At 39.7% G+C, this 13,132-nt stretch carries 13 protein-coding genes and 1 riboswitch; of the genes, 4 read left to right on the plus strand and 9 right to left on the minus strand.

Going from position 1 to position 13,132, the window contains the following annotated elements:
• Positions 1-215 precede the first annotated feature (215 nt).
• The 5 genes from P3J6_RS13525 to P3J6_RS18865 form a co-directional block, all read right to left on the minus strand.
• A protein-coding gene (locus tag P3J6_RS13525; protein ID WP_198523300.1) for an IS3 family transposase occupies positions 216-1,408 on the minus strand; the annotation gives its coding sequence in 2 pieces (ribosomal slippage) (positions 216-1,100 and positions 1,103-1,408; 1,191 coding nt in all).
• Between the two features lie 72 nt (positions 1,409-1,480).
• Positions 1,481-1,720, minus strand: coding sequence for a hypothetical protein (locus tag P3J6_RS13530; protein WP_198523301.1), 240 nt, complete (start codon positions 1,718-1,720; stop codon positions 1,481-1,483).
• A gap of 342 nt (positions 1,721-2,062) precedes the next feature.
• Positions 2,063-2,488, minus strand: a complete 426-nt coding sequence (locus tag P3J6_RS18855; protein ID WP_232735507.1) for a tyrosine-type recombinase/integrase — start codon at positions 2,486-2,488, stop codon at positions 2,063-2,065.
• 27 nt (positions 2,489-2,515) lie between these two features.
• Complete coding sequence (locus P3J6_RS18860; RefSeq protein ID WP_232735508.1) at positions 2,516-2,857, minus strand: hypothetical protein; 342 nt, start codon at positions 2,855-2,857, stop codon at positions 2,516-2,518.
• A 71-nt stretch (positions 2,858-2,928) separates the two neighbouring features.
• Positions 2,929-3,240, minus strand: coding sequence for an Arm DNA-binding domain-containing protein (locus tag P3J6_RS18865; RefSeq protein ID WP_232735509.1), 312 nt, complete (start codon positions 3,238-3,240; stop codon positions 2,929-2,931).
• Positions 3,241-3,408: 168 nt separating this feature from the next.
• Here P3J6_RS18865 and sbcB point away from each other — a divergent pair, with 168 nt between their 5' ends.
• Positions 3,409-4,860, plus strand: a complete 1,452-nt coding sequence (gene sbcB, locus P3J6_RS13540) for an exodeoxyribonuclease I (RefSeq protein WP_198523302.1) — start codon at positions 3,409-3,411, stop codon at positions 4,858-4,860.
• A 211-nt stretch (positions 4,861-5,071) separates the two neighbouring features.
• Here sbcB and P3J6_RS13545 read toward each other — a convergent pair whose 3' ends face one another.
• Positions 5,072-5,953 carry an NAD(P)-dependent oxidoreductase gene (locus P3J6_RS13545; RefSeq protein ID WP_010388669.1) on the minus strand — a complete coding sequence of 294 codons (882 nt, stop codon included), beginning with the start codon at positions 5,951-5,953 and terminating at the stop codon, positions 5,072-5,074.
• Between the two features lie 120 nt (positions 5,954-6,073).
• Here P3J6_RS13545 and P3J6_RS13550 point away from each other — a divergent pair, with 120 nt between their 5' ends.
• Both P3J6_RS13550 and P3J6_RS13555 read left to right on the plus strand, forming a co-directional pair.
• Positions 6,074-6,595, plus strand: coding sequence for a glutathione peroxidase (locus P3J6_RS13550; protein ID WP_198523303.1), 522 nt, complete (start codon positions 6,074-6,076; stop codon positions 6,593-6,595).
• Positions 6,596-6,678: 83 nt separating this feature from the next.
• A complete protein-coding gene (locus P3J6_RS13555; protein WP_198523304.1) occupies positions 6,679-7,659 on the plus strand; it encodes a 2-hydroxyacid dehydrogenase in 981 nt (326 codons plus the stop codon).
• An 85-nt stretch (positions 7,660-7,744) separates the two neighbouring features.
• Here P3J6_RS13555 and P3J6_RS13560 read toward each other — a convergent pair whose 3' ends face one another.
• Complete coding sequence (locus P3J6_RS13560; RefSeq protein ID WP_178956203.1) at positions 7,745-9,067, minus strand: sodium-dependent transporter; 1,323 nt, start codon at positions 9,065-9,067, stop codon at positions 7,745-7,747.
• 166 nt (positions 9,068-9,233) lie between these two features.
• Here P3J6_RS13560 and P3J6_RS13565 point away from each other — a divergent pair, with 166 nt between their 5' ends.
• Positions 9,234-9,992, plus strand: a complete 759-nt coding sequence (locus P3J6_RS13565) for a 4'-phosphopantetheinyl transferase family protein (protein ID WP_178956204.1) — start codon at positions 9,234-9,236, stop codon at positions 9,990-9,992.
• On the opposite strand, the gene lysC is transcribed toward P3J6_RS13565, so the two are convergent.
• Positions 9,966-11,357, minus strand: a complete 1,392-nt coding sequence (lysC, locus tag P3J6_RS13570) for a lysine-sensitive aspartokinase 3 (protein WP_198523305.1) — start codon at positions 11,355-11,357, stop codon at positions 9,966-9,968. The genes P3J6_RS13565 and lysC overlap by 27 nt on opposite strands.
• Before the next feature lie 75 nt (positions 11,358-11,432).
• Positions 11,433-11,605: riboswitch (Lysine riboswitch) on the minus strand.
• A gap of 98 nt (positions 11,606-11,703) precedes the next feature.
• On the minus strand, positions 11,704-12,951 hold the full coding sequence (gene nhaD / locus P3J6_RS13575; protein WP_109874512.1) for a sodium:proton antiporter NhaD: 1,248 nt from the start codon (positions 12,949-12,951) through the stop codon (positions 11,704-11,706).
• Positions 12,952-13,132: the final 181 nt, after the last annotated feature.

Consider the following 13,132-nt stretch of genomic DNA (forward strand, 5'->3'; position numbering starts at 1 on the left):
CTACGTAAAATCTGAGGAAATAATCAACTAGAAAGTGAATTTTACGGGCTGTGTAAACACAAAAATTATCCGTTACTTTCAATTTTTGAGTAATTCTACAGCCTCAACGCCTGCTTAAGCGGATAAAAATAGTTGGCTATAATTGTGGAGAGAAGCGAAACATAGCCAACTGTTTTTATTGATCTTCACCCGATAAAGTGGACACCGTCCACGCTTCAATTAACTGCCAATTCAAACTCGGCAGGTGATTTATATCCTAAACTCGAATGCAATCTCTGTCTATTGTAAAAATAATTTAGGTAAACCTTTAATTTTGATAATAGTTTACCGCTGCTCTCAAATTTATTTCCTCGAATTAAATCTGCTTTAAGCGAATGAAAGAACGACTCGACTTCTGCGTTGTCAGTACAGCACCCAGGCCTATTCATACTGGCTTTGATGTTTTTGCTAGCCAAATACTTTTGTACAACGTGAGCACGGTATTCTGCGCCTCGGTCAGTGTGAAATAATACACTCTCTGTTGGCTGTCGTTTCTTTATCGCAAGCCTTAGCGCCTTTAACGTAAGGTCTGTTGTTTTGTTTTTACCAAACGCCCAGCCGATTACTCGACGTGAATATAAGTCGATAACCACAGCAAGGTAATGCCAACGAGCGCCGACTTTTAAATACGTAATATCGCCAGACCATTGCTGATTGATCCCCGTGGCCTTTTCACTATCTTTGCGTTTGTTTTCTATCTCTTTATAAAAGAACTTCACCTTCGCCGGTTTGCTGTAAGTCTTAAGGGCTCTGGCTCTTAAACCGTTTTCTCGCATTAAGCGGGCAACACGTTTTTGGCTTGTGTTTATACCTTCTTTTTTTAGCGCATGAAATACGCGTGGGCTACCATAGGTTTGATGATTTACATTGAAAACCTGCTTTATCTTCAACAACAAATTAGCATCTGACAGCGCTCTAGCTGACACTGTTCTGTCACGCCAAGCATAAAACCCACTACGCGAAACATTAAGCCAAGAACACAAGTATTTTACACCTAAGGCTTGTCCGAATTTTTGGATGAATCCAAATCGTTCTGATGTACTTCCGCCAGATACCGTTGCCACTTTTTTAGCAGGTCATTCTCCTGCTTAAGACGCTCATTTTCTTTCTTAAGCTTTTGAATGTTATCCAGCTCTTTTTTTGTTGGGAATTTACTCATTGTTTCATTGTTGCTTTGATAGCGCGGTACGTTTTTAAACTTACCTTCTCGATACTCTTTTCGCCAACGACTAAGCATTAACGGATGAATATCTAGCGCCTCAGCAACGTCCTTTGACATGACATCGTCTCGTAAGCTTAGTTCGACTGCTTTGATTTTAAAATTAACTGGGTAAAACCATGTCTTTCTAGGTTGGGTATATCTAGGCATTTTAGCCTCCTCAAAGTAATGAGGAGGTGTCCACTAAAACGGGTGAGGAGCATATTCCGTTTAAAGCTCTTGTTATGTGTTTTTTTCTGAAAGTAATTTAGCAACAAGTTTAACTTGAGTTTCAAAGGCTGTTTTTGCGCTATAGTATTCATCTCTACTTTCTTGCATGTGACGATCATGTAGTGCATCTTGCCGAGCGCTTCCATCCCTTCTGTTCATATCCCTTTCTGAATCTGAAAAATATGAAGATTTAGCACTTTCATATTTATTACTTAGCTCGTTAAGCTTTTTAGTTTCTTCATTTATATCCACATTCATTCCTATTTTATTATTACGATTTATTAAAGTACCCGATAAAATATCGCTTACTTATCATAAAGGTAAGCCACGTAGAACACATAACAATTTAATAGTGCGCTCATCGCGCTTATTTATGCTGACGCCACACTCACTTATCTATTTTATATAGTTTTAACAAATAACCTAAGGTATTACTATCACTAAGTTTTCTAAAATTTTTAAGTAAAGTTAAATGGAACAATATGCGCGCGTCGCTCATTTTCATGAATATAGCCGCAAAGAGTAGTTTAACCAATCAACTAACTCTTGTGTTTAGCCAACCTCAATGGCCGGTTATCGCTCTTTGCGTTTATACTAATTTTTAACAAGCTCATTTTCTATTGCTTTATCTATTAACTGGCAATACAACTCATACCCTTCTGCTTGCTCCTTTATCCAATCATGTTTGTTGTATACGGCCATTACTCCACGCATTGTATGGCCTAGCATTTTTTCGGTTACGTGTGGCGCTATGCCGTTTTCACTAAGCAATGTAGATAAAGAGCGGCGGGCATCGTGCGGTAAAAACTTGGGCAATTTGTATTTTTCAAATAGATGATCCCACATTCGACAGCAATACCGATTAATGCTGTGGGTGGTCATAGCTTTGTGTGGATTACTATCAGGAATTAAATAGCCGCTGCGGCCATACACCATAAAAAGAGTGTCTAAAATGCTTTTCATCTTGATTGATATTGGCCGGCGGATTGTTTTAGAGTTTTCGGGCGGTACCGTCCACATATTATTTTCAAAATTAAAATATTCCCGCTAAGCTAAACGAACCTCTGATTGCCTTGCACCTGTTATATAAATTAACTGTAAGCATGCTTTAGTTGCTGGGGTGGCTTTTGAGCTTTCTATTTGTATCCATAATTTTGCAATTTCACCAAAACGCATTACTCGCTGGCCTACCGATGCTTGTTCGACAACATCATTTATATTTAAAGTTAGCACAGGGTTAAATGGTTTTACTTCACCACGTTTTTCAGCCCAGCCTATTATTGATTTTATGCGTACTAATATTGTACCGGCTGTTTTAGCACTGCCTAATTTTTTTACATCATCAAAGTAAGTGATCCAATCTTTAATTGTCATTAAATCAAGGGGCATATTTTTATCATTAAGGATTGGTGCAATCCATTTGCTAACTTGGTTTGTGTATAGTGTTTGAGTTTTTTCTTTTAGGTCGGGTACTTTTTATCTAGCCACTTTGCTGCAATATCTGCCATTGTAGGTAAGCCTTTGGCATTGTTACGCATAAGCTTAAGCTCTAGGCGTGGGTCTTTGTCTTGGCTTATCCAGTTTTGAAAATGAGGTATGTAGTCTTGCGCTTCTTTAATGCTTAGCCCAGGATAACGCCCAAGCGTAATAATTACCTGTTTACCACCTACACGACAACCGTATTGCCAAGTGATAGTCCTCTTGGCAGATACACTTACACTTACATTGTCTCTATGCGATAATACACACGGTGTTTGATTTTTGCCTAGCAACTTTCTTTTTTTCGTTTAACTGATTGCCATTTAATTTTTTATACACAGTTAGCAAAAAATTTATACGCGAATTTATACACACCATGCAAATATTAAAGTGCTTTCTAAAATAGACAATAAATAACAAAAGCAAATAAAACCCACGAATATATAGGGCTTAAAGAAAGAATGAGCGAATCAACATACTACGAAAACCAAGCAACAATCTATTGGCACGACTACGAAACTTGGGGGGCGAGCCCACAAAAAGATAAGCCGAGTCAGTTTGCCGGTGTACGCACCGATCTTGATTTAAATATTATTGGCGAGCCGCTTATTGAGTACTGTAAGCCACAGGCTGATTATTTACCGCATCCTGAAGCATGTTTAATTACCGGTATTACCCCACAAGTGGCGATGCAAAAAGGCTTAGTTGAGGCTGAATTTATTGCTAAAATTCATGCAGAATTTAGCGTACCCAATACCTGTGTGGCTGGTTATAACAGTATTCGCTTTGATGATGAAGTAAGCCGATATAGCTTTTATCGTAACTTTTACGACCCGTACGAACGTGAATATAAAAACAATAACAGTCGTTGGGATATTATAGATTTAGTGCGTGCCTGCTATGCACTGCGCCCAGAGGGCATTGAGTGGCCATTAAAAGAAGATGGCAGCCCTAGCTTTAAGCTTGAGCATTTAACTGTTGCTAATGGTATTGAACATGCCGCTGCGCACGACGCACTAAGTGATGTAACGGCCACCATTGCCTTGGCAAAGCTAATTAAAGAGAAGCAGCCTAAACTGTACCAATTCTTTTTTAGTCTTCGCGGTAAAAAAGCACTCGCTGAAATGGTTGATGTGTTTAATATGACCCCATTAGTGCACACCTCGTCTCGTATTCCAGCAACACAAGGTTGTACCACTTGGGTAGCACCTATGAGTTTTCACCCGGTAAATAAAAACGCGGTTATTTGTTTTGATTTAACCCAAAACCCACAGGTATTACTTGATTTAAATGTGGAAGAATTACGTAAACGCTTATACACCAAACGTATAGATTTAGCGGAAGGTGATTTACCCGTAGGTTTGAAATTGGTGCATTTAAACAAGTGCCCTATTTTAGCGCCAGCTAAAACACTACTGCCTGAAAACGCTGCTCGCTTGGGTATTGATCGTGAACAATGCTTGGCTAATTTAGCCATTTTAAAAGCCAATACCGAGCTACGTGATAAAGTCACTGAGGTATTTAATGAGCAAGGCGATTACAGCGCGACCACGAACGTAGATTACTTATTATATGATGGCTTTACTAGCCATGCTGATAAAGCTAAATTTGCGATTATTCGTGATGCAAAGCCTGAAGACTTAGCAAGCTTAAAGCTTGAATTTGAAGATCCTAAATTTAATACTTTGCTGTTTAGATACCGCGCCCGTAACTGGCCACAAACGCTAAACCAGCAAGAGCTTGATCAATGGCGTCAATATTGCCAAAGCAAGTTAATGCATGGCGAAGATCAGCCATCAATCAGCGCACAAGATTTTATGATCACCCTTGAAAACTTAGCGCATGAACATGATGACAGCGAAAAAAATCTAACAATTTTAAAAGCCTTATATAACTACGCGCAAAGCATGTAATTTACTGTAGTTTATATAACGCATAAAAAACGCGACCCTTTAGCAAAAAAGTGTCGCGTTTTTTGTTATTAGGTAAAAACCAAAAAGCTATCTCAACAAAAGAGGTAAATGAGAAAACATGAAACCAACATTCTTTTTTATGTTTATCACTTCCTCTAAAAGCGCAGCGTATCTTATCCTCTTTGTGAATAATTTACTTTTACCAATTATATTACTTTTTATGCAGTGCTTCTATGCGTGCTAATAAGCTTGAAGTATCGTATCGACCGCCGCCCAGAGCTTGTACATCAGCGTAATATTGATCAACCGTGGCGGTCATTGGCAGTGTTGCACCGTTATTTTTAGCTTCATCAAGGGCAATGCCTAAATCTTTGCGCATCCAATCTACAGCAAAACCAAATTCGTACTCACCTGCCCACATTGTTTTGTAACGGTTTTCCATTTGCCACGAACCAGCAGCGCCTTTAGAAATGGTTTCTATTACTTTTTCGCCATCAAGCCCCGCTTGTTTGGCAAAATGTAAGCCCTCAGCTAACCCTTGCACTACACCTGCAATACAAATTTGGTTAACCATTTTACATAATTGCCCTGAGCCCGCTTCGCCTAAAAGCTGACTAAAACGGCTAAATGCCGCCATGATAGGTTGTGCTTTAGCAAATACTGCTTCGTTGCCACCCGCCATCACGGTTAACACCCCATTTTCAGCGCCAGCTTGACCGCCCGATACCGGCGCATCAATAAAGTCGATATGCTGTAAAGCCGCTTTTGCCGCAACTTCACGTGCCACTTCTGCTGAGGTAGTTGTGTGGTCAATTAAAATTGTGTTTTCGTGCATGCCTGCTAGCACACCGTCATTGCCGTATACTACTGAACGTAAATCGTCGTCATTACCAACACACATAAATACCATATCGGCACCGCTTGCTGCCTCACGCGGAGTAGGTGCAAAGCTGCCGTTAAAATCTTCGACCCATTTTTGTGCTTTAGCTGCTGTGCGGTTATAAACACATACGCTGTGCCCTGCTTTTGCTAAATGCCCTGCCATTGGGTAACCCATTACGCCTAAACCTATAAATGCAATTTTAACTGACATAAAAATGACCTATTTAACTGATAACTTAGAAACATAAGCTCGATTATGTCAATCGGCCGCTAAAAAAGCGAATGAAAGTCTTTTAAAATTTCCCGCATAAGGAAATTAGGTAGGTAATCTATGGATAGCATTTATCAATTTAACGCACCACTTTGTAATAACAGTGATTTTCCTTTGAGCCAGTTAAAAGGAAAAACGGTTCTTATTGTAAATACAGCAAGCAAATGTCATTTTTCGGCGCAATTATGTGCGCTTGAAAAGCTATACCAACAATACAAAAGCGATGGGTTTACTATTTTAGCCTTTCCATGCAATCAGTTTGATAAAAACGAACCATTAGAGGGCATGGCAATAAAAGACTACTATCAAAAACACTTTGCAATTAATTTTGAAGTCTTTGATAAGGTTATGGTGAATGGCCCAGATACACACCCCTTGTTTAGTTATTTAAAATCACATACGCGTGGAATTGCACAAAACCGTGCCATAAAGTGGAACTTCACTAAGTTTTTAATTAATGCTCAAGGACAACTAATTGCGCGCTATGCGCCGCGCACTAAACCAGAGTCATTACACAGCGTAATAACAAGCAGTTTAGGGTCAACGCCGATTATAAAAACAGCAAACACTCGTTTTGGTTAGGCATCTATAATAAAAATGGTTTATGGTAGGTGTAACTAGGCTTGGTTTTCACTTAGCCCACTAAGTTAGTAGGATAGTAATAAATGAAAATTGCTTTTTTTAGTGCTCAAAAATACGAGCGGCCTTTTTTTGAACAAAGCTTAACTGGCTTTTCTAACATCGCTATTACCTATTTTGAGCAAAGTTTATCGGCGCACACTGCGGTTTTAGCTAAAGAATTTGATGCGGTATGCGTATTTGTAAACGATTCGGTAGATAAAGCGGTTATTGAGCAACTGGCTATATTTGGGGTTAACACCATTTTACTGCGCTGTGCGGGTTTTAATAATGTAGATTTAGCCGCTGCTAAACAGCATGGTATGCGTGTTCTGCGCGTTCCGGCTTACAGCCCTGAGGCAGTCGCAGAGCATTGTATTGCACTTATGCTTACGCTTAGCCGTAAAACCCATAAAGCTTATAACCGCGTACGTGAAGACAATTTTGACTTAAACGGCTTACTTGGCTTTAACTTACATAATAAAACGGTGGGTATTATTGGCTGCGGTAAAATTGGCCAAGCATTGTGTAATATATTAACCGGTTTCGACGCTCACATTTTAGTGTGCGATCCTAATGCACAAGCTGGTAATTACACAATTACTGATTTAAACACCTTGCTTACACAAAGCGATATCATTTCTTTGCATTGCCCGTTAAACGAGCACACCCATCATTTAATTGACGATGACGCATTTGCAGCGATGAAAACAGGAGTTATGCTAATAAACACCTCGCGCGGTGCATTGGTTAATAGTAAAGCGTGTATTAAGGCACTTAAATCACAAAAACTAGGTTATTTAGGGCTTGATGTGTACGAGCAAGAATCAGAGCTGTTTTTTAAAAACCACAGCGACGATATAAACCAAGACGATATTTTCTCTCGCTTGGTAAGCTTTAAAAATGTATTGATCACCGGCCATCAAGGCTTTTTTACTCAAGAAGCGCTTACAGAAATTGCCAATATCACCTTACAAAATGCATTTGAGGTTACTCAAGGAAATAGCTTAACAAACGAAGTGCTATAGCGCGGCTAAACAAAAAGCAAAAAAGCGAACAAAATATAGTGTTCGCTTTTTTTGTTATCAATAACACATGAGTTGTTGTTGTATTCTAGCCAAACGCAACGTTTGCAAATACTAAGGTCATTAGCACTGGGCAGACAAAACGAATGTACTGAGCAAACCAATAATGTGCACCAGAACTTGCTTGATGAAGCTTATTACCACGCTGCCATAACCAGCCCACTGTAATAAAATAAAACAGTCCCATCAACGGGAGTTGGTATTGGGTAAATACCATAATAACCAAACCAAATAGCCAATCAAAATTAACAATAATAGTACTGGCACAAACAAATACAATGGCGCTAACGGCCCATGTAGCTTTGGTTCTATCAACACGGTGGTTTTCTACTAAAAAAGCCACCGGAATTTCAGTCGATGAAATGGTTGATGTAACTGAAGCAATCGACATCAATACAAAAAATAGTAAGCCAACCAATAAACCAATTTCACCCATGGTGCCAAATAACTCAGGTAATATGGCAAAAATAAGCTGCCCTTCACCAATTAGCTTGCCGTTGCTAAATACTTCAACGCCATTGAACTGCGCCACATATATAGCCGGTATAATTAATAGTCCAGCTAAAAATGCCACGCTGGTGTCAAGTAACGCAACACTTGCAGTCAATTTTGGTAAGTTAGCACCGGGCTTTAAATAAGAGCCATAAATCATCATACAGCCCACACCCAGTGATAATGAGAAAAACGCTTGCCCCATTGCGGCAATAATTAAATCGGGGTCGAGTATTTTACTAAAGTCAGGCACTAAATAGGCCGCAAACCCTTCGCTGGCACCCTCTAAGGTAGCAATGTAAGCAATTAGGCCAACGAGTAAAACAAGTAATAATGGCATTAAACGGCGCGACCAGGTTTCAATTCCTGATTTAACACCTTTTAAAATAATGCTAGCGGTTAAAATAAGCATCAGCGGCGTAAATATAAAATTACGTAGCATAGAGTCGCTATGTAAAAACTCACTCAAGCTCTGCACACCTAAAAAGGTGGTTATAGGCTCTATGGCGTAAGAAAGCATCCAACCTGCCACTATTGAATAAAAGCTTAACATGACAATTGCGCCAGCTAAGCCTATATAACCTGCAGCAGCGCCTACTTTAGGCGCATGGTCTTGCCATGCTTGGCCTAAGGCTTTAACCGGATTAGCTTGGGCTTTGTAGCCTAAATACAGCTCGGTGTATAACGCGGGAAGCGCTAGCAAAAAAATAACAATAAAGTACACCAATAAAAATGCGCCGCCACCATGATTAGCAGCCTGTGTAGGAAAACCCCATATATTGCCTAAACCTACCGCAGCACCGGCTGCTGCCAATACAAAACCAAGTCGACTTTGAAAACCATCACGCACTTGTGTCATACACCTACAAATCTGTTATTATTTTATCGAATGTGAATTAAACCATATTTAAGGGCGACTGAGTAATAAAAATGTACTTAGCGCGCATAACAGCAAACAACCGCTCACAAACTATCCAGCTTATAACGATAACTATGTAATCGGTATTCACTTTTAACGAGCAATAATGAGTTCAGCTTACTTCGACAATCAGTTATTACAAACCCCGCTTGCTGAGAATAATAACCACACCATTTTATTATTTGATGCCAGCCAATTGCAGGTTGATGAGCTAACACTTACACAGTTTTTAAGCCCATTTGAATTAAGTGTCATCGCGCGTCGTAAAACGCCCCAAGCAAAGCAAGAATATGTAGCAACGCGGCTGTTACTAAAATATTTAGTCAAAAGTGTATTACCTAGCAGCAGTAATATAACGCTTGATAAAATCAGCTCTGAATTTAATCAACAAACCAGTAAGCTTGAGCTAAATATAAATAACAACCAGGTGTATAGTTGCTGTGTGTCACACTCTCATGGTTTGGTAGGCGTGGCGCTAAATATTGATCATTCGCTATTTGGTTTTGATATAGAAAAAATCAGTTTAAAACGGCCATTTGAAAAACTCGCAAAGCACTTTTATGATGCTGCAGAAGTGGCTCTTATAACTAAGCAACCATGCACAGCTTCTAAAGCGGCGACATTTTTTAGACTTTGGACTTTAAAAGAGGCGTTAGCAAAAGCAACCAGCCGCCCTATTGCCCAGCTATTAAGCCCCAATGTATTTTGTGAGCTTGGCAACTCGCAATTAAGTGCAACTAGTACCGCATTAACAAATGATGTAAACGAGCAGTTTGATATTAGCGTTGTGGCAAAAAAAAGCACCGACTGGCAGTGCTCATTTATCTCATTTGCAGCGTTAAGCAGCAAGCTCGCCTTCAAGTAGTCGGCTATGAATAGCTTGAACCACAGCATCAGACTCACTTTGCTCGACTAAAAAGCACAGGTTGTGTTTACTCGCACCATGGCAAATAAGACGAATGTTAAATTCGCTCAACACCTGCATTAAATTCATTTCGTGCTGACGCAATACAATTTCAGACCCAATAAGTGCTACTAGGGTTAAATTGTTCTCAACCGATACATGGCAAAACTCAGCAAGTTTATCTAAGCACTCTTGATCTAGCTCTGGGCGTGATGCATTAGGCGCATTATCAAGGGTAATAGCTACACTAATTTCAGAGGTAGTAACCAAGTCTACCGAAATATTACATTCACTTAAAATAGTAAAAATACGCGCTAAAAAACCACTCGCTAACAGCATTTCTGGGCTTTTAAGGGTTAATAATATTTGGTTTTTACGTTGCGTGACCGCACGAATACCAGGTAGCTGCGATTTTTCACGTTCAATCCAGGTGCCACCACGCTCTGGCTCTGTGCTTGAGCCAACAAACACATTTATATGGCTACGACTGGCTGGTAAAATTGTAGCCGGATGTAGCACTTTAGCGCCAAAAGTGGCCATTTCTGCCGCTTCATCAAAGCTTAAACGCGCAATAGGTGTGGCTTTTACACACAAACGCGGATCGGTGCTAAAAATCCCCACTACGTCGGTCCAAATATGCACACTTTTAGCGTTAATTGCTTCAGCTAACAAGGCGGCACTGTAATCAGAGCCACCGCGACCTAGTGTGGTGGTTACATTGTTTTCATCGCTGCCAATAAAGCCCTGAGTAACAATAACCGTGCTCTCTAATAAAGGAATTAAATGCTCTTTAGCTGCAAGCGCTGTGGCGACTACATTAGGCGTAGCTTTACCAAATTGGCTATCGGTTTTAAGCACCTGGCGAACATCAAAACGCTGCGAGTTTAAGCCCTTTAAGCGCAATACTTGAGTAAATAAATACGACGATAAACGCTCGCCAAAGCTAAGTAGCTCATCGTGTTGTTGCTCTGTTGTCAGTATTTGATGTGCTAGTGTTTGAAATTCATCGAGGGTGTTATTAAAACCAAGCGCTAAATCATCATCTAGGTTCAGATCAGTTAAAATTGCCTGCTGAATAGCAAGTACACCGTCAACATGCTGCTGACGTTCAGCGGCATCAATATCGGCTTTACAAAGTGCCACCAAGTGATTAGTTACACCGGCGCTGGCGCTCACTGCAACAATTCGAACGCTGTTATCGTTTACAATGATTTCGCTACAACGGCTCATCGCCTCAAAGTTAGCAACGCTGGTGCCACCAAATTTGGCAACAATGTAATCTGATTTTGTGCACTGTGAACTTTGTGGCACTGATTGGGTAGTCATTTCGTCTCCTTTCGCGGCATCCAAACCGCAATAAAACAAGAAGAACTTGGCAGGAAATAAAGATAAGAAAAATCTACTGCCAGAAGCTCTCCACCTAAATTGGTGACAGTTTTGAGGATTCAGCCCCATAAACCGAAAAACAATGGTAACGACCCATTATTTTCCTCGGCGAGTACTTCCCTCCTTAATGGTCGCAGGCTGTCGTTGCCTCACATTAAGTACCTAAGTATCGCACCTCTTCTGAATGTATTATTAACCTGTGGCTAATAAAACAAAACCGCACTAAGAGTGCGGCTTTGAAAGTTATCGTTTAGACGTCTAGCTGTCAAGTCGTTTTATTATAAAATCAAATAAAACTACCCATAAAGTAAGAGCCAGCATAACCAAAGGTGTAACACACTAACAAATACAACGACAAACGAAGGTAACTTGCAAAAGTAAGTTCTTTAACCTTACTCATAGCAATAATACCAGCCGCCGAACCAATGATCAGCATTGAACCACCCACACCGGTTGCATACGTAAACGACAACCAATGCTGTTGACTCATTACAATGTCGGCTTTTAGTAACGCAGCCGTTAGTGGCACGTTATCAACACCGGCCGATAAAATACCCATTAAGTAGTTAGCGTACTCTGGCGCCATCACTGTATACAGGTTTGTAAATTGGCTTAGCACGCCCACTTCTTTTAATGCGCCAACAAGTAATAACACACCTACGAAAAACAGTAAGGTGTCGTACTCTATGTCACGTATAAAGTCGATCATATCTTTATTGATATCTTTTTTGCGCATTAAAAATTGTGCGACTAAAAACATAATAGACAGGCCGAGTAAAAAGGTAAGTAACGGCGGCACACTATATAAAACACTTAAAGTAAGGGTAGAAATAACGGTAGTGAAGAAAATAACAGCGATAGTAATGTCGGTTTTTTCAATGCGTTTAAATTTAGTCTTTTTAAACTCTAACTGCTTGTTCATACCAATTGATAACAAGGTAGCCAGTAATAATACGCTTAATAATGCAGGCACAATTAACAATAATAAGTGACTAATAGTCACTTTACCATCAAGGAAAATCATTAACGTGGTTACATCACCTGTGATAAGTGAAACACCACCGGAGTTCACTGCAAATACAATTAAGGTGGCGTACTTAACTAGTTTTTTGGCTTCAAGCTTTAATGACATTATAACAGCCAAGGAGATCAGTGTAGCTGTTACATTGTCGGAGATAGACGAAAATACAAATGCAAAACACCCTACCAAAAACATTAGCTTTCGTTCACTAATACTGGTTGGCATTATCCGGTTCACAACATTTTCAATAAGTCCCTTAGAGTTTAAATAGGCAACAAAGGTCATTGCGGCCATTAAAAACAGCCATAAGGAAGCAATTTCTAAAATATTGTGGTCAAGGAGGGTTTGAATCGTTTCAGGGCTTTGCCCATTAAGAGGAAAAATAAAGGAGATAATCCAACAAAGTGTACCAAAAAATAATGTCGTTTTGGCTTTGTTTACGTGAATCACATCCTCAATAACGATAAGCAAGAATGCAATCGCTATCAGCGTCAGGATAATCGAGGAAACCATGATATTAAACAACCTTCGGGTTTAAGTAAAAATTGAAACCATGTAAAAAATAGAGGTACACACTCTATGTGCCTATATTCGGCGCGGATACTATCACTAAGCGAGTGTAAAAACTATTATTAAATCGTCGCAAAAACGAATACCATATAAGTTCAAGAAATATAAAATAACGAATACTAGG

This window comes from Pseudoalteromonas sp. 3J6 (genome assembly GCF_903995135.1).
In the GTDB taxonomy this organism is placed as follows: domain Bacteria; phylum Pseudomonadota; class Gammaproteobacteria; order Enterobacterales; family Alteromonadaceae; genus Pseudoalteromonas.